Below are 21,599 nucleotides of genomic sequence, written 5' to 3'. Positions count from 1 at the left end.
CCGGAGCTTATTCGGCGGCGACGCGATGCGCCTGGCTGCCGTCCGTGTAGGTCTCGGCCTGGAGGCGCTTGCCCGGAGCCGCGCGGCCCGGCAGCGGCGGCAGGGCCTTGGCCTTCTCCAGATCGATGCCGGCACCTTCGGCAACGCGACGGCCGTAATCCTCGTCGGCATGCCAGAAGTGCCAGACCATCCGCAGTTGGATGGCTTCCGGGCACTGCTTCATGTCGCCGACGAGATTGGCGATCAGGTCGTCACGCTCCCAATCCTGGAACGAACGGTAGCGGACGCCGGCCTGGGTGTAGTCGTCCTCGGTGCGCGAGGTCTGGTAGCGGCCGAGCTGGCCCTGGACCGGCTGGTGGTAGTCCTTGGCGGGCTTCGGAGCCTCGCGCAGGCCCTCGGCCAGCGTCGAAGGCTCGTAGTTGATGTGCCGGTTCGGACCGGTGCCGTCGACCGAGTAGGTCATCTGGCCGTCACGCTGGTTCGAATAGACCTTCACGCCGGGCTGCGGCGCATTGATCGGCAGCTGCAGGTAATTGGCGCCGACGCGATAACGCTGCGTGTCCGAATAGGATAGCGTCCGGCCCTGGAGCATCTTGTCGTCCGAGAAGTCGATGCCGTCCACGAGCACGCCGGTACCGAAGGCCGACTGCTCGACTTCCGCGAAGAAGTTGTCCGGCACGCGGTCCAGCACCATGCGGCCCACGGGCAGAAGCGGGAAGTCCTCGACCGGCCACAGCTTGGTGTCGTCGAGGGGATCGAACGACAGGTGGTCGTTCGGGCCGTCCGGCATGATCTGCACGCAGAATTCCCACTCGGGGAAGTTGCCCTTCGAGATGTTGTCGTAAAGGTCACGCGTGGCGTGGCCAACATCCTTGGCCTGGATCTCGGAGGCCTGCGCCGAGGTCAGATTGCGGACGCCCTGCTTTGGCTCCCAGTGGAACTTGCAGAGCACGGCTTCGCCCTGGTCGTTGACCAGCTTGTAGGTGTTGACGCCCGAGCCCTCCATCTCGCGATAGTTGGCGGGAATGCCCCAAGGCGACTTCAGGTGAGTCACCATGTGGATGGCTTCAGGGTGCTGGGACACGAAGTCGAAGAAGCGCCACGCCTCCTGACGGTTCGTCACCGGGTCCGGCTTGAACGCGTGGATCATGTCGGGGAACTTGATCGCGTCGCGGATGAAGAAGACCTTGAGGTTGTTGCCCACGAGGTCCCAATTGCCGTCGACGGTCTTGAACTTCACCGCGAAGCCGCGCGGGTCGCGCTCGGTCTCCGGGCTCTCCTTGGCACCGGCCACGGTGGAAAAGCGCACGAACATCGGCGTCTTCACGCCGGTCTCGTTCAGGACGCGGGCGCGGGTGTACTTGGAGGCAGGCTCGTTGCCGATCTTGCCATAGGCTTCGAAATACCCATGGGCGCCGGCGCCGCGGGCATGGACGACACGCTCGGGAATACGCTCACGGTCGAAATGAGTGATCTTCTCGATGAACTGGTAGTTCTCGAGGGTCGCCGGTCCCCGCTCGCCGACCGTGCGCGTGCTCTGGTTGTCACGGACCGGATGGCCCTGGCGGGTGGTCAGTATCGGGCGTTGATCGCTCATGCGGAACTCTCTCCTAGAATGTCGGGACGATCCGGATCGGGCGTGCGGTCTCGCGTCGCCATCCTGGAATCGTTCTGAGACACCCTTATGAACCGTGCCCGATCGTTTGGCTAATGCATCGTCGCAAAGGCTGCGATAGACAGAGCCTATGAATGTATCGGGTCTGTCCCTCCGGGATCTGGAATATGCCGTCGCCGTTGCCGAGGAGAATCACTTCGGACGGGCGGCCGAACGCTGCAATGTGAGCCAGCCCACACTCAGCGTGCAGGTCCGCAAGCTCGAAGAGGCCTTGGGCCTCGTTCTCTTCGAACGCGGCAACCGACGGGTGATGCTGACTCCGGCGGGTCAGAGCATCGTCCGCCAGGCCCGCACGGTGCTGGCCGAGGCGCAGCGGCTGCTGGCTCTGGCGAGCGAAGGGCGCGGCGCGCCCCTTACCGGACGCCTGGTCCTGGCCGCCATCCAGACCCTGGGGCCGTATCTGTTTCCCCTCGTGCTGAGAACATTGCGGCAGGAATTTCCTATCCTGTCCCTGGCATTGAGCGAGGCGAAGACGGCCGAAATCCTGGAGGGGCTGCGCGACGGCAGGGTCGACGCCGCCTTGATCTCCCTGCCGATCCCCACGTCCGGTCTCACCGTCTCGCCGCTCTTCATCGAGCCGTTCCTGCTCGCTTGTCCCGCCGATCATGCCCTCGCCCAGGGCGGGGCGTTGCGGGCGACGGACATTGCCGGGCCGGACCTCCTTCTCCTCGACGAGGGTAATTGCCTTCGCGATCAGGCCGTCGCCGCGTGCGGGGCCGGCTCCGCGGCGGGCCGCCATGCCACCTCGCTCGAAACCCTGCGCTCGATGGTGGCGGCCGGCGCCGGCTACACCCTGCTCCCCGCGCTCGCCGTGCCGGCCGGGGCCGATGCCAGCGGCCTTACCGTGACGCGCGGCTTCGATCTCGACGGGCCGGGCCGGACCATCGCTCTGGCCTGGCGCTCCAGCGACCCGCGCGCCAGCGGCCTTGCGCATCTGGCGAGCTTCTTCAGGGCGCACGCGCCCGCCGGGACAACGGCGTTTCGCGACGATGCCCCGGCGGGTCGTGACAGCGTCGCCGAACCGGTGTAGCGCCGGCTGCCTTCCCAAGAATGGTCTCCCGTGATCAGCCCGCGCTCCCTCGGCCTCTGGACGGCGCTCGTCGCCGCCTCGGCGGTCATCGCCTACAGCCTCACGCTCGCGCAGTTCCCGGCGGCGCTCCTCCTGGGGCCGATGCTCGTCGCCATCGCTTTCGGGGTCGGCGGTGCGAGCCTGTCGTTGGCGAAACCGGGTTTCCAGGCGGCGCAGGCCATCATCGGCTGCCTCGTCGCCAAATCCGTGACCGCCGACATCGTCGGGACACTTCTCGATGACGGGCTGCTGATCCTCGCCGTGGTGTTGGTCACCGTCATGGCCGGCGCCCTTGTCGGCTGGGCGCTGACCCGCCTGCGAATCCTCCCGGGTAGTACCGCCGCCTGGGGCTCGTCCCCTGGCGGAGCCGCCGCCATGACGGCCATGGCGGAAGAATACGGCGCGGATCCGCGCCTCGTCGCCTTCATGCAATATGTCCGCGTCGCTGCCGTGGTCCTGTCGGCCTCGGTGGTCGCCCGCATCCTCACCGACACATCGATTCCGGCAAAGGCCGCATCGCTGGAGGAGGCCAGTATCCTCCCTGTGCTGGTGACGCTCTCAGTCGCCGGGATCGGCGCCGCGCTGGCCCGCTTTCTGCGACTGCCGGCGAGTGCTCTCGTCGGGCCTATGATCCTGGGCGCCGTGCTCCACGCCATGGGCCTCGTCTCGATGGCCCTGCCGGAGCCGCTCCTCGATCTCGCCTATGCTTGTATCGGCTGGTATGTCGGCCTGCGTTTCACCGTGCAGACGTTGCGCGAGACCGTCGCCGCCCTGCCGGGCATCCTCACCGCCACCCTTGCGGTCATCGCCCTTTGCGGCGGCTGGGCCTTCGGCTTGACCTTCCTGCTTCCGGTGGACTTCCTCACGGCGTTTCTCGCGACGAGCCCCGGTGGGCTCGATTCCGTGGCGATCATCGCCGTCGGCTCGAAGGCCGACGTCTCCTTCGTCCTGGCGGTGCAGACCCTGCGCCTGTTCGTCGTCCTGATCACCGGACCGCTTCTGGCCAAGTGGATCGCGCGCGGCGCTCCGGCGGATCGCTGAAAGCATGCGCGCGCTCTACTTCGCCTTCCTGAATTCCTGGCGCGGGCTCGTCTTCGGCGCCCGGACCGAACGGGCCTTGCGCCTGGAGCTCGTCCTGTTGGTGGTCGGCGTTCCGGCGGCCCTTCTGCTCGGCGGAACGCTCTGGATCCGCGTGGCACTCCTGGCCAGCCTGCTCCTCATGCTGGCGGCCGAATTTCTGAATACGGCGATCGAGAAACTCTGCGACCACCTCCACCCGGACCACCATGCGCGGATCGGCGTGGTGAAGGATCTCGCATCCGCCGGGGCCTTCATGGCGCAGGCCGTGGCGGCCCTGGTGTGGCTGGCAGCCCTGGTCGACAGGTTCTTTTAAAGTCGACCCTCGTTCGCCATCTCCGCTACGGGCGGCGCCTTGTCCCACCGGGCCGGTGGATCGCCCCTCGCTTCTTCGTCGCCTCGGGCGTATCCCGAGGCACACCCGACATCGATTCTGAACCCCCGACGGAGCACGCGTCTCCTTGACCGACTATATCCGCAAGATCCTCACCGCCCGCGTCTACGACGTCGCCATCGAGAGTCCGCTCGATCCGATGCCGCGCATGTCCGCGCGCCTGGGGCGCCCGATTCTGCTCAAGCGCGAGGATCTGCAGCCGGTCTTCTCGTTCAAGCTGCGCGGTGCTTACAACAAGATGTCCGGCCTCTCCTCCGAAGTCCTGGCGCGCGGGGTCGTCTGCGCTTCGGCCGGAAACCACGCGCAGGGCGTCGCCCTGGCGGCGGCCCGTCTCACCGTGCGCGCCGTCATCGTGATGCCGCGCACGACCCCCGCCATCAAGGTCGATGCCTGCCGCGCGCGCGGAGCCGAGGTCGTGCTGTTCGGCGATACGTTCGACGAGGCGCTCGGCCATGCCCGCCAATTGGAAGGCGAGCAGGGTCTCACGTTCCTTCACCCGTTCGACGATCCCGATGTGATCGCCGGACAGGGCACCATCGGCATGGAGATCCTGACCCAGCATTCCGGGCCGATCGAGGCGATCTTCGTGCCGGTCGGCGGCGGCGGTCTCGCCGCCGGCATCGCGACTTTCGTGAAGTACCTGCGGCCGGAGACGAAGGTCATCGGTGTCGAGCCGGACGATGCCGCCTGCATGGCGGCGGCCCTGGCCGCCGATGAGCGTGTCGTTCTGCCGACCGTGGGATTGTTCGCCGACGGTGTCGCCGTGCGCCAGGCCGGCGAGGAAACCTTCCGTCTCTGCCGCGAGCATCTCGACGGGGTCATCACCGTCGATACCGACGCCATGTGCGCGGCAGTCAAGGACATCTTCGACGACACCCGCGCCGTCTCCGAGCCGTCCGGAGCCCTGGCTCTGGCCGGTGCCAAGGTCTATGCGGCGCGCGAGGGCGGCTCGGCGGGGACGCTGGTGGCGATCTCCTCCGGGGCCAACCTCAACTTCGATCGCCTGCGCCACATCGCCGAGCGTGCCGAGATCGGCGAACAGCGCGAGGCGCTCCTCGGCGTGACGATCCCCGAAGAGGCGGGTTCCTATCGCGCCTTCATCCGCCATCTCGGCCCGCGTGCGATCACCGAGTTCAACTACCGTTACGCGCCCTCCGCCGAAGCGCAGATCTTCGTGGGCATCAACTTGCCCGGCGGAATCCCCGAGAAGCGCGACCTCATCGCCGGCCTCAGGGCCGACGGCTACAGCGTGGTCGATCTCAGCGACAACGAGATGGCCAAGGTGCATATCCGCTACATGGTCGGCGGTCGCTCGACCGAACTCACCGACGAGCGCATCTACCGCTTCCAGTTCCCGGAGCGTCCGGGTGCCCTCCTGCGGTTCCTCGACGGTTTGGCGGACGGGTTCAACATCACCCTGTTCCACTATCGTAACCACGGCGCCGATTACGGCCGGGTGCTCGCTGGAATCAGCGTTCCCCGAGAAGAGCGCCAGCGCTTCGATACCGCCCTGGACGATCTCGGATACCCGTATGTGGATGAAACGGACAATCTCGCCTACCGCCTGTTCCTGGCAACGGGAGAGATTGCCCGGTCGGAGCTTGAGGTTTCCGATCGTACTTCTGGCTAATGAAGGCGCTGCAAGTTTCGGTTGAAGCGCGGTCGCGCGGGCACGCTTCAATGAGGGAAAGGCGTCGAGGCCTCGGATGAAACATTTTTTTGATGTTTGCCTTGGCGTCCTTCCACGTAAGCCAGGGGCATGCCGAAACAGCATTCCTCGGCCGTGAAAATTACGCAGTCCCCACTCTAAGGAACACTTTCTAAATTTGTCATAGGATAATTTGCGCCCTAGTTTCTCCAGGGACCTACTTCCTTATGTCCATAGCCAGCAGTCTCAACGTCCGCCTTCCCGTTATGATCGTCGGTCTGGCAATGGTCAGTACTGCCCTCATGGGCAGCCTGAGCTGGTATTCGGCTAGGTCCGGATTGACATCCGCTGTGCAAGAGCGACTGGAATTCGCCGCTACGGCTCGTAAGACCGGGCTGGAACTGATCGCCGACCGCGCCCGCGGCGATCTGATCGCTACCGCCGGCAATAATCAGGTCTCCAGCAATGTCGGCGATCTGGTCGAAGCCCTCGATCCCAATAAGGCCGATTATGCCGGCCTCGTGCAGGCCTTCACCAGCCCGACGACCGTGCAGGAACGCATGGCCGTCGAGGGTACGGGCACGATGTATGGCCGACGCCACGCCAAGGTTCAGGAAGTCGCCCGCAAACTCCTGGAGCGTCCCGGCTATGCCGACCTTCTCTTCGTCGATGAGGAGGGGCGCATTGTCTACACCACGACGAAGGGCGCGGATTTCACCCATAGTCTCTCGGAGCCGGACCTGCAGAAATCCGGTCTTGCCAAGCTGATCGAGCGCCTGAAGACCGCCGAGCCCGACAGTGTTCTGTCGCAGGACTTCGCCGCCTATCCCACGGATTCCGGTCCCTCCGCCTTCATGGGCCGTGGCATCTACCGTCGCGCCAACGTCGCCATGGGAACCGGCCAGGCCGCCTCGCGGATCGGCTTCCTCGTGCTGCGCGTGACGCCCGCCCTCTTCGACGCTTCGCTGTCCGAACGGAACGGCCTGGGCGATACGGGACAGGTCATGGCAGTCGGTTCCGATGGGCTGCTGCGTGGTAACCCACCCCTGAACTCTGCCGTGAAGGCGGGCATGCCCGTCACGATGGCCGGGCTTGACGCCGAGAGCCTGAAATCCGGCAAGCCCTTCGTCTACGGCAGCGGCGACAAAGCCCGCCTGGCCGCCACCGCCTCGATCTCGATGCTGGGTTCGCCCTGGACGATCGTCGCCGAGCAGGCCCAGAGCGAGGCGCTGCATTCCGTTAACAGCCTGACGAAATCGCTGCTCATGTCGGCTCTCGCGGTTCTCGCCGCCACGGCTCTTCTCGGCCTGCTCTTCGCCCGCAGCATCGTCCGGCCTCTCGGTGCCCTGGCGCGTGCCCTCCAGGCCTTGGCCCGTCGCGAGACCCTCGACGAGGTCCCCGGCAGCCGTCGTGCCGACGAGATCGGCGAGATCGCCCGCGCCGTCGTCACCATCCGCGACATTTCGCTGGAAGACGCTGCCCACCAGCTTCAAACCACCGAGGCCTCCCGCATGCGCGCCGAGATCGAGCGCCGCGCCCTGCTCAACGAACTCGCCGACAATTTCGAGCGCTCCGTCGGCCGCATCGTGGATGGCGTGTCGTCCGCCTCGGCGAGCCTGCATGATGCGTCGAACAGCATGACCATGACCGTTGACGGCACGGTCAGCCGTTCGACCTCTGTCGCTGCTACCGCCCACCAGACTGCCGGCAACGTCAACGCGGTGGCCGCGGCCGCCGAGGAACTCGGCGCCACGGTGCAGGAGATCGGCCGTCAGGTCGAGCAGGCCGCCGATATGTCGCGCTCCGCCGTCGAGGAGGCGAGCCGTACCGCGGAGACCATGCGCACGCTGTCGGTTGCCGCGACGCGCATCGGTGACGTGGTCGGCATGGTCCAGCAGATCGCTTCGCAGACCAACCTGTTGGCCCTCAACGCGACCATCGAAGCCGCGCGTGCGGGCGAAGCCGGACGCGGGTTCGCCGTCGTGGCGGCCGAGGTGAAGAGCCTCGCCGAGCAGACCTCCCGTGCCACGGCCGAGATCCACCAGCAGGTGGAGGCGATCCAGGGCGCGACCAACGGCGCATCGGGCGCGATCCAGGGCATCGTCTCGCGGATCGAGAGCATGAGCATGGTGACCAGCAGCATCGCTGCGGCGGTCGAGGAGCAGAGCCTCACCACCCAGGAGATTGTCCGCAACATGGGGCAGGCTTCGGCCGGGACCGGCGCGATGACCAAGGACATTGAGGAGGTCGCCCGCTCGGCGGCCGAGGCCGGCACCTCCGCCGGCCGGGTCCTGGTGGCCTCGGAAGACCTGTCGACACAGTCCGACAGCCTGCGTTCGGAAGTCGGTCAATTCCTCGCGACGGTGCGGGCCGCCTGACCCATCATGGGCCTCCCGCGTCGACCGAGGGTTGACGCGGGAGGCCCGGAACGTCCACAGCCGGCCCCATTCCTGGAGGCCAGCCGATGCCGCCGTTGCTCGCCCTGCCCTTTCCCGCCATCGATCCGGTGGCGGTGGCGATCGGCCCGATCACGATCAAGTGGTACGCCCTGTCCTATATCGCCGGCCTCGTCGGCGGCTGGTTTTACGCACGCCGGCTGGTGGCGGCGGACCGGTTCTGGGGTGTCGTGCGACGACCGAGCCTCAACGACATCGACGACCTCATTGTCTGGGTCGCCCTCGGCGTCGTCCTCGGCGGTCGCATCGGCTACGTCCTGTTCTACAATTTGCCGCTTTATCTCGACGATCCCCTCGAGATTCTGGCGATCCGCAACGGCGGCATGTCGTTCCACGGCGGCTTTCTCGGCGCGGTGCTGGCGATGGTGCTGTTCGCCCGATCGCGAAAACTGTCGCCCTATACCCTTCTCGATCTCGCCGCCGTCGTCGTTCCCATCGGCCTGTTCTTCGGCCGCATCGCCAATTTCGTGAATGGCGAATTGTGGGGGCGGATCGCGCCGGATTTCGCCTACGCGGTGGTGTTTCCCTCCGGCGGCCCGCTGGCGCGGCATCCCAGCCAGCTTTATGAGGCGGTCACGGAAGGCGCCCTCCTCTTCGTGGTGATGGCGTTGGCCGTCCGTCGCTTCGGTTTCCGTAAGCCAGGTCTCCTCGGCGGGATCTTCGTCCTCGGCTACGCCCTCGCCCGCACGTTCTGCGAATTCTTTCGCGAACCCGACCGGCAACTCGGATACCTGTTCGGGACGGGGGACTGGCGCTATGGCGGCATCACCATGGGGATGCTGCTCTGCGTGCCCATGGCGCTGATCGGCCTCACCTACATCGCCCTCGCGCTCCGCGGCGTGACGCGGCCGCGCCGGCCCGTCGAGGAGACGGTGCGGGCTGATACGGCATGACCACGCCGCTCTTCGTCGAGATTCGCGACGAGATCGTCGAGGCGGGGCCGATGAGCCTCGCCCGCTACATGGCCCTCTGCCTCGGCCACCCGATCCATGGCTATTACCGCACCCGCGATCCCCTCGGCGCGCGCGGCGATTTCGTGACGGCCCCCGAGATCAGTCAGATGTTCGGCGAGCTGATCGGGATCTGGATCGCCGTCACCTGGGCCTCCATGGGAGGGCCGAGCGATCTCGTCCTGACTGAACTCGGCCCCGGGCGCGGTACGTTGATGGCCGATGCCCTGCGGGCGCTGGGCCGGGCGGCGCCGTATTTCCAGCCCGCCGTCCATCTCGTGGAGACGAGCCCCCTGCTTCGGGCGGCACAGGCCTCCCGCCTCGGAGCCGTGTCTCCGACCTGGCACGATGGGATCGAGACCCTGCCCGAAGGGCCGATGATCGTGGTTGCCAACGAATTCTTCGATGCGCTTCCCGTTCGCCAGTTCCAGCGTACGGAACGCGGCTGGTGTGAGCGTCTCGTCGGCCTTTCGCCGGATGGCGGTCGTCTCACGTTCGGTCTTGCCGCCGAACCCGATCGCGAGATCAGCGCACAGGCGCCGGTCGGCGTGCTGATGACCGTTCCAGCACCGGCCCTTGGCATCTCGCGAAATCTCAGCCGCCGGATCGTTGCCCAGGGCGGCGCGCTGCTGGCCATCGATTACGGGCATGCCCGACCCGGATTTGGCGATTCGTTCCAAGCGGTATCGGCTCACCGCTTCGCCGATCCCCTGCTGTCTCCCGGTGAGGCGGATCTGACGACCCATGTCGATTTCGCCGCCCTCGGCCGAGCGGCCAGGGGTGAAGGCGCCCGTATCGACGGTCCGCTGGACCAGGGAGCGTTCCTCCTGAACCTGGGACTGCGCCAACGCGCCGATCGCCTGAAAGTCGGGGCGAGCCGTGCGCAGGCCGACGCGCTCGATACCGCGTTTCATCGGCTCACGGCATCGGGAAAACGAGGCATGGGCAGCCTGTTCCAGGCCATTGGGATCGCCGATCCAAGACTGCCCGTTCTCAGCGGTTTCAACCCGGCCTAACTACGATCTCGGCGGTCTGCGACGACGCTCGGGGCACGGGCGATGCGGTCGCGCAGGTCCTGCACCTACCCAGGATCTCTCGAAGACTTCGAACAGATGCGGCCGGAGGTGGAGGTGGTCATCGCGCCTATCCGTGCCACTCGAACAGCTTCGCTCTATCGAGCCGAACCTCCTCCGGCTCGGATTGCCGAACATTGGCGTTGGGCCTTGTCCGGCCGAGGATTTGCCGAGATGACGCCTGACGCATAAGAACATTCGCCACACCGGGCGATGAAGCGAGGCCCAAGCGCATGAAGGTTGTCGATCTCGATCGGGAAACGGTCAAACGCGGGCTCGACGACGGTTCGATCCTGCTCATCGATGTGCGGGAGCCGCACGAATATTCGGCCGGGCATATTCCGGGTTCGGTCACTCACCCGCTATCGACCTTCGACACGCAAGCGTTGTCGGCCCTCATCTCCGAGGACGGGCGCCGCCCGGTGTTTTCGTGCGCGGCCGGTGTCCGTTCGGTTCATGCCTTGGCCGCCGCGCAATCCGCCGGGATCCCGGTGGAGGAGCATTATGTCGGCGGGTTCAAGGACTGGTATCGTGCCGGCGAAACGGTCGAGTCCTGAACATCCGGTGTCCGAAGTCCGGCCGGTCGGCGGTTCGGCGATTATTCCACGCCTCAATCCCATCGCTCCACGGGCTATGTGCGGCAGCGCACGACATCGCGGGAACGGTGCCTTTAGCTCGCTGGGCGCAGGGAAAAGCAACATGATCAAGCGTCCGCTCTCCGGATGGTCGTCCGCGATCCTCCTGTCCGCAGCATTTCTAGCCTTCGCATCTCCGGTCTCCGCGCAGGCGCCCGGTGGGCCGCCTCCCAAAGTGACCACGGCCAAGCCGGTGGTGCGTGAGATCGTCGAAACCGACATGTATACCGGGCGGTTCGATCCGGTAGAGATCGTCGACGTCCGGGCGCGGGTCACCGGTTATCTCGAGAAGGTCAACTTCGTGGATGGCGCGACGGTGAAGAAGGGCGACCTGCTCTTCGTCATCGACCGCCGCCCTTACAAGGCTGCCCTCGACCAGGCCAAGGCCGCCCTCACCTCCGCGCAGGCCGGGCTGACCTTCTCGCAGACTGACCTCGAACGCGCTCAGACCTTGAGCCGCTCGGGCAACATCTCAGAGCAGGTGACGGATCAGCGCCGTCAGGCGTCGCAGACGGCACAAGCCAATGTCGACAGCGCCGATGCCCAGCTTCGACAGGCTCAGCTCAATTACGACTTCACCGAAGTCCGCGCCCCGATCTCTGGCCGGATCAGTCAGCGCCTCGTCACCGAGGGCAACATTGTCATCACCGATCAGACCCAGCTGACGACCATCGTCTCCCTGGACCCGATCTATTTCGGCTTCACCGTCGATGAGCGCTCGTTCCTGAAATACCAGGGCAGCCTCGGCATAGGCATGGGCCAGACCCAGAAGGGCAAGGGCGTTCCGATCCTGATCGCCTTGACCAACGAGACCAAGCCCACCCGCAAGGGCACGCTCGACTTCGTGGATAACCGGGTCGACAACGCCACCGGTACGGTGCTGCTGCGCGCCACGGTCGAGAACCCGGACGGCTTCATCAAGCCGGGCCTGTTCGGCATCGTTTCGCTGCCGGCGACGAAGCCGTTCCAGGGTATCCTGCTCCCCGACGAGGCCATCTCGGCGAACCAGGACAAGCGCATCGTCTACATAGTGGCCGACGATGGTTCTGTGAGCACCCGCGACGTGAAGCTCGGGCCGAAGGTCGATGGATACCGCGTGATCCGCGAAGGCTTGAAGGGCGACGAGAACGTCGTCGTCAACGGCCTGTCCCGCGTCCGCCCCGGCGCCAAGGTGACGGCAGAGGCGAGCACGCTGCCGCCGAGCCGCAGCTGACGCGACCCCATTCTAGACCGGGCCCGCTCGTTTCCGCCTTCCGTTTTAGGGGCGTGACATCAGGCGGGCTCGTGACGGCGAACGAAGAAACATTCCCGCAGAGGTTGCCCAGGGCTCCTATGCGGCGAGAGGTTTGACCGATGCGCTTTGCCCACTTCTTCGTCGATCGGCCGATCTTCGCGTCGGTGACGTCGATCATCTTCCTGATCCTCGGCTACGTCTCCTACGAGTCGCTGCCCGTCGCGCAATATCCCGAGATCGTTCCGCCGACCGTCGTCGTGCGCGCCTCCTACCCGGGCGCCAATGCCGAGACGGTTGCGGCGACGATCGCGACGCCGATCGAGCAGGAGGTGAACGGCGTCGACAACATGCTCTACATGACGTCGTTGTCGACCAATGACGGCAACATGCAGCTGACCGTCACCTTCAAGGTCGGCACCAACCTCGATATCGCCAACGTGCTGGTGCAGAACCGCCTTTCGGTGGCGCAGCCGCGTCTTCCGCCGGACGTGCGCAACCTCGGCGTCACGGTGCGTAAGTCGTCGCCCGATCTGATGATGGTCGTGCACCTGCTCTCGCCCGACAACACCTACGACCAGAACTACCTCTCGAACTACATCTACCTGCGGATCCGCGACGAACTGCTGCGCCTCGATGGCGTCGGCGACATCACCGTGTTCGGCGGCAGCGAATACGCGCTCCGCATCTGGCTCGATCCGAACAAGCTGTCCGCCTACGGGCTCTCGACCACCGACGTCATCTCGGCCCTGCAGGAGCAGAACGTCCAGGTCGCTTCCGGCGCCCTCGGCGCCCCGCCCGCGCCGAAGGACAACGCCTTCCAGCTCGTCGTCCAGTCCCAGGGCCGCTTCCAGACCCCGGAGGAGTTCACCGAGGTCATCGTCAAGGCCAGCGACGGCCGCCTCGTGCACGTAAAGGACATTGCCCGCACCGAGATGGGCCAGAAGGACTACACCACGCAGTCCTTCCTGAACGGGACCCCCGCCGTCGGCGTCGGCGTGTTCCAGCGTCCGGGGACGAACGCACTCGAAGCCGCCTCGCAGGTGCGGGCGACGATGGAGACGATCAAGAAGAGCTTCCCGCCGGGGGTCGAGTACCGCATCGCCTACAACCCCACGGAGTTCATCGAAGAATCGGTCCACGAGGTCTACAAGACCCTGTTCGAAGCCGTGGCCCTCGTGGTCGTCGTGGTCATCGTCTTCCTGCAGAGCTGGCGCACGGCGCTGATCCCCGTGATCGCGATCCCGGTCTCGCTCATCGGCACCTTCGCCGCCATGCAGGCCTTCGGCTTCTCCATCAACAACCTGACCCTGTTCGGGCTCGTTCTCGCCATCGGCATCGTCGTCGACGACGCGATCGTCGTGGTGGAGAATGTCGAGCGCAACATGGCCGAGGGACTCTCGCCCGGAGACGCCGCGCACAAGACCATGGACGAAGTGGGCGGCGCGGTACTCGCCATCGCCCTCGTCCTGTCGGCGGTGTTCATCCCGACGGCGTTCATCCCGGGCATTTCCGGCCAGTTCTACAAGCAGTTCGCGTTGACCATCGCGGCCTCGACCATCATCTCGATGTTCAACTCGCTGACGCTGTCACCGGCGCTCTGCAAGCTTCTGCTGAAGCCCCACCACGAACATGCCAAGCCGAAATTCTTCCTGACGCGGTTCTTCGGCTGGCTCGCCGACTTGTTCAATCGGGGCTTCGACAAGCTCTCGCATTGGTATGCGGCGACGATCGGCTTCCTGACCGGACGCATGATCGGCTTGCTCGGTATGATGGTGGTATATGCCGCGATCATCGCTGGAACGCTGCATGTGGCCACCACGACGCCCACCGGCTTCATCCCGCAACAGGACCAGGGCTACCTCATCGGCGTCGTCCAGCTGCCGGCGGGCTCGGCTCTGGAGCGCACTACCGCCGTGGTGCGGCGGGCCGCCGACATGGCCCTGAAGGTCGACGGCGTCGCCGATGCCGTCATCATCTCAGGCTTCGACGGGGCGACCTTCACCAACACCACCAACGGCGCCGTGATGTTCCTGGTCCTGAAGGGGGCAAAGGAGCGTGCCACGACGGGTAGGACGGCGGCGGCCATCACCGGCGACGTGTTCAAGGCCACGGCCTCGATCCAAGAGGCCCGCGTCCTGTTCATTCCGCCGCCGCCCGTCCGAGGCCTCGGTACCGGCGGTGGCTTCAAGATGCAGATCGAGAGCCGCCAGAACTCGGCCATCGCTCCACTGCTGGCCGCCACGAACGAGATTCTCGGTCAGGCGAACCAGAGCAACGACGTCCAGCGCGTGTTCACCACCTTCGGCAACGACACACCTCAGCTCTTCATCGACATCGATCGCACGATGGCGCGGATGCTGAACGTGCCGCTCGCCTCGGTCTTCGCCACGCTGCAGACCAATCTCGGCGGTGCCTACGTCAACGACTTCAACACGTTCGGCCGTATCTATCAGGTGCGTGCCCAGGCCGACGCGGCCTTCCGCCTGGAGAAGGGCGATATCGAGCGGCTGAAGGTGCGTTCCTCCACCGGCGCTCTGGTGCCGATGGGAACCCTCGCTTCGATCCGCGAGATCAGCGGGCCGCAGATCGTCCAGCGGTTCAACCTGTTCTACTCGGTGCCGATCCAGGGCGATGCCAAGCCCGGCGTGTCGACCGGCCAGGCGCTCGCAGCGATGGAGAAGATCGCTCAGTCCCTGCCGGAAGGCTACGCCTACGACTGGACCGAGATCGCCTTCCAGCAGAAGGCGACGGGCAACACCGCGATCTACGTCTTCGGTCTCGGCGTGCTCCTCGTCTTCCTGGTGCTCGCGGCGCAGTACGAATCCTGGGCGCTGCCGCTGGCGATCATCCTCGTCGTGCCGACAGGTGTGCTCTCGGCCTTGGGCGCGGTCCAGTTCAGGGGGCAGGACAACAACATCCTGACCCAGATCGGGCTGATCGTGCTCATCGGTCTGGCGGCGAAGAACGCAATCCTGATCGTGGAATTCGCTCACCAGCTCGAGGAGACGGAGAAGAAGGGGCCGGTTGCCGCTGCGGTGGAAGCCTGCCGCCTGCGCCTGCGCCCGATCCTGATGACGGCCTTCGCCTTCATCCTCGGTACGGTCCCCCTCGTCATCGCCACCGGTCCCGGCGCGGAGATGCGTCAGGCTCTCGGAACCGCCGTCTGTTTCGGTATGATCGGCGCGACGTTCTTCGGGCTGTTCCTGACCCCGGTCTTCTACGTGGCGATCCGCAACATACTGATCTGGTTCGCCAAGAAGCGTGGCAAGGATCCGCACGACACCACCCCCGACAAGCACGATCCCCACGCGACGCCGTCGCACGCGTGAAGACGACAAGGTCCGGCGCATGAAGCTCTGCGCCGGACTCGCGGAAAAGGGGTTGCACGGGAAGGACCGTGAAGCTAAGACCCCTCAGCCCGTTACAGGGCGTCGAAGCGGAGCGCAGCCCAGTCAGCGCGTTGGTCCTCGGACCAAGGACTGGATCGGTGTCTTTCGCAATCGATCGGGAGTCAGGACGGTTCTTGACGGAGTATAGCGCAGCCCGGTAGCGCACCTGTCTGGGGGACAGGGGGTCGCAGGTTCAAGTCCTGCTACTCCGACCATTAAAACGCGGTGACATTGGCCTTCGAGCTTATGTCGTCCGTCCTGACGGAAAGGCCGGGGTGCGCAGCCCCGGCCTTTTTTGTTTGCCCGGGGATTCCGGATTTCGGCATCGGCTCCGGATGCATCGCGATACGGCTGAATTGAGATCAGACGCCGATCGGGCGGCGGGGACGGCTACGCGGCCGGCGAGGTCCGGTGTACCGAACCTCAGGCCGTCAGCCTGCTGAAGGTCGCACCGATGGTCTCCTCGCCGCGCCATACCACGCGGCAGACTTCCATCCCCGCGACACAGGAGGAGTACAGGATGAACGTGTCAGGGACCTGGATGGCTTCCGGGAGGGTGAGGCGCACACCGGAGGCGGACATGTCGTAGACGATGCAGGGGATCGTCGTGTGTTCGTCTATGGCGATCAGGCCAGCCTCGTCCTTGCGGAGCCGCTCATCGATCCGACGCTCACTCATACAAACCTCGCCATTTGCGCCTTCGAGGATGGGTGAGCGCCTGCGAAGGAAAGGCGAGCGCGATGGATCAAATACGATGCATCGCGGCTCAATCCCGTGTTTTCCGGCCCGTCAGAAGAAGATCGGCCGCGCCGCCGCGTGATGTTCGGCGAGGATCGCGCCCGTCGCCGGGTCGATTTCTTTCAGCACCGCGTCGTAGCCCCAGAGATCCGCCAGATGCTGCAGGACGCGTCTGGCATCGTCGGCCTGGAGCGTGATGCGGTTCAGCGCCTTGTGATGGACGATGAGGCGGCGGTCGCCCTCCAGGTCGACATCCACCACCTCGATATCGGGATCGAGCCAGGCGACGTCGTATTGTCGTGCGAAGGATCGGCGTAGCTTGCGGTAACCGCGCTCGTCATGGATCGCCTCGACGCGCAGTTCGGCTTCGTCGGGATCGTCGACGACGTGGAACAGGCGCATGTCGCGCATGAGCTTTGGGCTGAGGAACTGCGCGATGAAGCTCTCATCCCGATAATTCGCCCAGATGTCGCGCAGGGTCGCCATCGCGTCACCCGTGCCGGCGATCTCGGGGAACCAATGCCGGTCTTCCTCCGTCGGCTGCTCCACAATGCGGGCGATGTCCTGCATCATCGCGAAGCCGATGGCGTAGGGATTGTGCCCGCCATAGCCGCGCTCGTTGTAGTTCGGCTGGCGAATGACGTTGGTGTGCGACTGCAGGAATTCGAGATAGGCGGCTTCGTTGATGAGCCCCTTCTCCGACAGCGAGGTCATGATCCGATAGTGGCAGTAGGTGGCGCAGCCCTCGTTCATCACCTTGGTCTGGCGCTGGGGATAGAAATACTGCGCCACGAGACGGACGATGCGCAGGATCTCGCGCTGCCAGGGCCGGAGCCTGGGGGCGGCCTTCTCGAGAAAATAGAGCAGGTTCTCCTGCGGTAGCTCCAGCAGCGCCTTGCGGCGCTCCAGGGCCGCATCCGGCCTGGCGCCGGCGGTCTTTTGCGGGAGGGTTCGCCAGAGATCGTTGTAGATCTGTTCGCCATGCTCAGCCCGCTCCCGCTCGCGACGTTGCTCGGAGGCGAGGTCGGGCCGTTTCTTGCGGGGATAGCGATGGATGCCCTGGCTCATCAGCGCATGCGCGGCGTCCAGCACTTGCTCCACGGCATGGTGGCCGTAGCGCTCCTCGCATCGGGAGATGAAGCCCTTCGCGAAGTCGAGGTAATCGAGGATACCCTCGGCATCGGTCCATTGCTTGAACAGGTAATTGTTCTTGAAGAAGTGGTTATGGCCGAAGGCGGCATGCGCGATCACCAGCGTCTGCATCGTCGCCGTGTTCTCCTCCATGATGTAGGAGATGCACGGATCGGAATTGATGACGATCTCATAGGCGAGCCCCATCATCCCCCGCCGGTAACCGGCCTCGTGCTGGGCGAAATGCTTGCCGAAGGACCAGTGCTTGTAGAACAGCGGCATGCCGATGGAGGCATAGGCGTCGAGCATCTGCTCGGCGGTGATGATCTCGATCTGGTTCGGGTACCAGGACAGGCCGAGTTCCCGCGCCTCGGCCTCGCACGCGTCATGAATGCGGCGGATGGTGTCGAAATCCCAGTCGTTCCCGCTGAACAGGGGTGTCTGGCGGCCCGAGATCGTTTGGGGAAGCGTGAGTGTCATGCGTGGTCCCGATCTATGCGTCGGTATAGTCCGCCCGCCTCATCGCTGAAGACCGAGAGGCCGGAACAGGTCTTCCCTCCTCCGTAGCGGGACGAGGGTCGCGCGCGAGAGCGCCGCTCACCCCTCCGCCTCCGCCCGGGCGTCCTTTCGCCCGAACAGGTCGCGGAAGACGGGGTAGATGTCGCGGCGGTGGTTGACCTTGCGCATGGCGATGGCGCCGCCCGATTTGGCTAGCCCCTCATAGGTGCGCCAAAGGGTGGTGCGGTGCTCCACGAAGCCGGCGCGAGGACCGTTCTCGTCGCCGACTTCGAGATAGGCGAAGTGCTGACAGGCGGGCAGGATATGCGCCCGCAGCAATTCGGTGGCAGTCGGCCCGTCGCTGGAGACGTTGTCGCCATCAGAGGCCTGCGCGGCGTAGATGTTCCAATCATCCGGGCTGTAGCGCTCGGTGATGACCCGCTTCATCTCCACCAGGGCCGAAGAGACCAGCGTCCCGCCGGTCTCGCGGGATCCGAAGAACGTTTCCTCGTCCACCTCCGTCGCCTTGTCGGTATGGCGGATAAAGACGATCTCCACGTGGCGGTAGCGCCGCGTGAGGAAGATGTGCAGCAGGATGTAGAAGCGCTTGGCCAGATCCTTCATGTGCTCGGTCATCGAACCGGACACATCCATTAGGCAGAACATGACCGCCTGCGCGATGGGGCGCGGATAAGGCTCGAAGCGGCGGTAACGAAGATCGATCGGGTCGACATAGGGAATGCGCCGGGTGCGCTCGCGCAGGGCTTCGAGGGCGAGCTTCATGTCCGGAAGAAGCGGATCGGTCCCGTGGGCGTCGGCGATCCGCGCCTCGAGTTCCGCGATCTCGTTCGGCTTCGGCCGCTTCAGAGCGATGCGGCGCGACATGGAATTGCGCAGGGTGCGCGTCAGGGCGAGGTTGGCGGGTGAGCCGGACACCGTATAGCCCGCCCGACGCAGTCCCTCGGTTTCCACTACGGAGAGGCGTCGCTTGGCGAGGTCGGGGAGTTCGAGGTCTTCGAGGAAGAGTTCGAGGAACTCATCCCGCGTCAGCACGAAGTTGAAGGCGTCCTCGCTGTTCTCGGAGCCTTCACCGCCCTCCCCCGAACCCTTTCCGCCGCCGCCGCCGGGTGGACGCTCGATCCGGTCTCCCTCCACGTAGGTCTTGTTGCCGGGAAGAATGTAATCTTGAAATCCGGTGCCGGATTGCCGGCTGAATCTCGGTTCGCGAACGCCGTCGCCCGGAACCGTGACGCGGCCATCCTTGCCGAGATCCTTGATGTCCTTCTCGCGGGCCGATTCTCGCACGGCACGTTGGGCCATGTCTTTGACCCGGCGCAGGAAGCGCTGACGGTTCGCGAGGCTCTTGCCTCCTGGATTCAATCGACGGTCGACGATGTGCATCCGGTGTTTTCGCCCTCGCCTTCAAGACTCTGGCAGTTCGCTGGTCGTGGCGGGCGGACATCGATGATGCCCGCCCGTCTATCCGTCGCGACGGGACGCGCTCGGAAAGCTAGCCCGCCTGTTTCACCCTCATGTACCATTCGACCAACCGTCGAACCTGCCTTTCGGTGTAGCCGCGCGCCACCATGCGGTCGACGAACTCGCCATGCTTCTTCTCGGTGTCGCCGTCCTTCTTCGAACCAAAGGAGATCACCGGAAGCAGTTCCTCCACCTGGCTGAACATCCGGCGCTCGATCACCTCCCGCAGCTTTTCGTAGGAGGTCCATAACGGGTTGCGGCCGCCATGCTGGGCCCGCGAGCGAAGGGCGAACTTCACCACCTCGTTGCGGAAATCCTTGGGATTCGCGATGCCGGCCGGCTTCTCGATCTTGGTGAACTCCTGGTTCAGGAGTTCACGGTTGAGCAGTTGTCCGGTCTCGGAATCCTTGAAGTCCTGGTCCTCGATCCACGCATCGGCGTAGTCGATGTAACGGTCGAACAGGTTCTGGCCGTAATCGTGGTAGGATTCGAGATAGGCTTTCTGGATCTCGTGGCCGATGAACTCGGCATAACGCGGCGCAAGCTCGGTCTTGATGAATTCGAGGTAGCGCTTCTCCGTTTCCGGCGGCAATTGCTCGCGGCGCAAGGCCTGTTCGAGCACGTACATCAGGTGCACCGGATCAGCTGAAACCTCGGTGGTGTCGTGGTTGAACGTCGCTGCCATCACCTTGAAGGCGAAGCGCGTGGAGATGCCGTCCATGCCCTCGTCGACGCCTGCCGAATCCTTGTATTCCTGCATGGAACGGGCGCGGGGATCGACCTCCCGCAGGGATTCGCCGTCGTAAACGCGCATCTTCGAGAAGGCGTTGGAATTCGCGTGTTCGCGCAGGCGCGAGAGCACAGAGAAACGCGCCAGCATCTCCAGCGTGCCGGGAGCGCAGGCCGCGTCCGCCAGTTCGGAGCCCGAGACCAGCTTCTCGTAGATCCGCTGCTCTTCCGTCACCCGCAGGCAGTACGGCACCTTGATCACGTAGATGCGGTCGATGAAGGCTTCGTTGTTCTTGTTGGTCTTGAAGGTCTGCCACTCGGACTCGTTCGAGTGCGCCAGGATGATCCCGGTGAAGGGGATCGCGCCGATATTTTCGGTCCCGACGTAATTGCCCTCCTGCGTCGCCGTGAGCAGCGGGTGCAGCATCTTGATGGGCGCCTTGAACATCTCGACGAATTCGAGAACGCCCTGGTTCGCCCGGTTGAGGCCGCCCGAGTAGGAATAGGCATCGGGGTCGGCCTGGGACAGCGTCTCCAGGCGGCGGATATCCACCTTGCCGACCAGGCTCGAGATGTCCTGATTGTTCTCGTCGCCGGGCTCGGTCTTGGCGATGCCGATCTGGCGCAGGCGTGAGGGCCGGACCTTGATGACCTTGAACTGCGAGATATCGCCGTTGAACTCGTCGAGGCGCTTCAGAGCCCAGGGGCTCATCAGCCCGGTGAGACGGCGGCGGGGAATGCCGTAGCGCTCCTGGATCTCGGCCCCCAGCACTTCGGGGTCGAAGAGGCCGAGGGGGCTTTCGAAGACGGGCGAGACCTCGTTACCGGCCTTGAGCACATAGATGGGGTGGACCTCCATCAGCGCCTTCAGCCGCTCGGCCAAAGACGACTTGCCGCCACCCACCGGGCCGAGCAGGTAGAGGATCTGCTTGCGCTCCTCCAAACCTTGCGCGGCGTGCCGGAAGAACGAGACGATCCGCTCGATCGTCTCCTCCATGCCGTAGAATTCAGAGAAGGCAGGGTAGATCCGGATCGTCCGGTTCATGAACACCCGGCCGAGGCGGGCATCCTTGGACGTATCGACGAATTCCGGTTTGCCGATCGCATCGAGGATGCGTTCGGCCGCTGTCGCATACATCAGGGGTTCGTCGCGGCAGGCCTCGAGAAATTCGGAGAGGCTCATCTCCGTGTCGCGGCGTGCTTCGTAACCCCGGGTAAAGCTCTGGAACAGGTCGTTCGTCGATGGCATTGGCATCCCGATCCCTTCACGACTGACGTAGCTTCATCCTGTCTCGGCTAGGATGCAACTGACAGGCCCAGTTTTGTCGCAGTGCGGTCGCGACGGCAATTGAGCGTGGGAAGCTTGCCACAGTGCGGAGTCCGGCGGCGTGGATACAGGCCGCCGGACGCGTCATGCCTGAATG

At 65.0% G+C, this 21,599-nt stretch carries 15 protein-coding genes and 1 tRNA gene; 11 read left to right on the top strand and 5 right to left on the bottom strand.

The window, feature by feature from the left end; genetic code table 11:
- Positions 1–7 precede the first annotated feature (7 nt).
- The gene (locus ACYQML_RS11915) at positions 8–1,597 is read right to left on the bottom strand and encodes a catalase (protein WP_056429937.1); all 1,590 of its coding nucleotides are present in this window, start codon (positions 1,595–1,597) and stop codon (positions 8–10) included.
- A 148-nt stretch (positions 1,598–1,745) separates the two neighbouring features.
- Here ACYQML_RS11915 and ACYQML_RS11910 point away from each other — a divergent pair, with 148 nt between their 5' ends.
- From ACYQML_RS11910 to ACYQML_RS11860, 11 genes are all read left to right on the top strand, one after another.
- Positions 1,746–2,705 (top strand): LysR substrate-binding domain-containing protein, encoded by a 960-nt coding sequence (locus tag ACYQML_RS11910; protein ID WP_056429935.1) that lies wholly within the window; start codon positions 1,746–1,748, stop codon positions 2,703–2,705.
- Positions 2,706–2,735: 30 nt separating this feature from the next.
- On the top strand, positions 2,736–3,785 hold the full coding sequence (locus ACYQML_RS11905; protein WP_461235616.1) for an AbrB family transcriptional regulator: 1,050 nt from the start codon (positions 2,736–2,738) through the stop codon (positions 3,783–3,785).
- Between the two features lie 4 nt (positions 3,786–3,789).
- The gene (locus tag ACYQML_RS11900) at positions 3,790–4,137 is read left to right on the top strand and encodes a diacylglycerol kinase (protein WP_419951528.1); all 348 of its coding nucleotides are present in this window, start codon (positions 3,790–3,792) and stop codon (positions 4,135–4,137) included.
- A gap of 145 nt (positions 4,138–4,282) precedes the next feature.
- Entirely contained in the window at positions 4,283–5,845 is a 1,563-nt protein-coding gene (gene ilvA / locus ACYQML_RS11895; protein ID WP_207410747.1) for a threonine ammonia-lyase, biosynthetic, read from the top strand.
- Positions 5,846–6,090: 245 nt separating this feature from the next.
- Entirely contained in the window at positions 6,091–8,241 is a 2,151-nt protein-coding gene (locus ACYQML_RS11890) for a methyl-accepting chemotaxis protein (RefSeq protein WP_461235615.1), read from the top strand.
- A gap of 86 nt (positions 8,242–8,327) precedes the next feature.
- Positions 8,328–9,212 (top strand): prolipoprotein diacylglyceryl transferase, encoded by an 885-nt coding sequence (gene lgt, locus ACYQML_RS11885; RefSeq protein WP_461235614.1) that lies wholly within the window; start codon positions 8,328–8,330, stop codon positions 9,210–9,212.
- Positions 9,209–10,285 (top strand): class I SAM-dependent methyltransferase, encoded by a 1,077-nt coding sequence (locus ACYQML_RS11880; protein WP_461235613.1) that lies wholly within the window; start codon positions 9,209–9,211, stop codon positions 10,283–10,285. Before lgt ends, ACYQML_RS11880 begins: the two co-directional genes overlap by 4 nt.
- Before the next feature lie 290 nt (positions 10,286–10,575).
- A complete protein-coding gene (locus tag ACYQML_RS11875; RefSeq protein ID WP_311275384.1) occupies positions 10,576–10,899 on the top strand; it encodes a rhodanese-like domain-containing protein in 324 nt (107 codons plus the stop codon).
- Between the two features lie 142 nt (positions 10,900–11,041).
- On the top strand, positions 11,042–12,190 hold the full coding sequence (locus tag ACYQML_RS11870; protein WP_461235612.1) for an efflux RND transporter periplasmic adaptor subunit: 1,149 nt from the start codon (positions 11,042–11,044) through the stop codon (positions 12,188–12,190).
- 140 nt (positions 12,191–12,330) lie between these two features.
- Positions 12,331–15,540 carry an efflux RND transporter permease subunit gene (locus tag ACYQML_RS11865; RefSeq protein ID WP_461235611.1) on the top strand — a complete coding sequence of 1,070 codons (3,210 nt, stop codon included), beginning with the start codon at positions 12,331–12,333 and terminating at the stop codon, positions 15,538–15,540.
- Between the two features lie 198 nt (positions 15,541–15,738).
- Positions 15,739–15,815: transfer RNA gene (locus tag ACYQML_RS11860), tRNA-Pro, on the top strand.
- Between the two features lie 208 nt (positions 15,816–16,023).
- On the opposite strand, the gene ACYQML_RS11855 is transcribed toward ACYQML_RS11860, so the two are convergent.
- From ACYQML_RS11855 to ACYQML_RS11840, 4 genes are all read right to left on the bottom strand, one after another.
- Positions 16,024–16,278 carry a PilZ domain-containing protein gene (locus ACYQML_RS11855; RefSeq protein WP_461235610.1) on the bottom strand — a complete coding sequence of 85 codons (255 nt, stop codon included), beginning with the start codon at positions 16,276–16,278 and terminating at the stop codon, positions 16,024–16,026.
- A gap of 111 nt (positions 16,279–16,389) precedes the next feature.
- Positions 16,390–17,949 (bottom strand): SpoVR family protein, encoded by a 1,560-nt coding sequence (locus ACYQML_RS11850; protein WP_419951535.1) that lies wholly within the window; start codon positions 17,947–17,949, stop codon positions 16,390–16,392.
- A 117-nt stretch (positions 17,950–18,066) separates the two neighbouring features.
- Positions 18,067–19,368: a YeaH/YhbH family protein gene (locus ACYQML_RS11845; RefSeq protein WP_056429901.1), complete on the bottom strand. Its 1,302-nt coding sequence runs from the start codon at positions 19,366–19,368 to the stop codon at positions 18,067–18,069.
- A 109-nt stretch (positions 19,369–19,477) separates the two neighbouring features.
- Complete coding sequence (locus tag ACYQML_RS11840; RefSeq protein WP_461235609.1) at positions 19,478–21,430, bottom strand: PrkA family serine protein kinase; 1,953 nt, start codon at positions 21,428–21,430, stop codon at positions 19,478–19,480.
- Between the last annotated feature and the right edge of the window lie 169 nt (positions 21,431–21,599).

This window comes from Methylobacterium sp. CM6244 (assembly GCF_054817885.1).
Note: the sequence above shows the minus strand (reverse complement) of the source record. Positions and strands in the feature narration are given on the sequence as shown.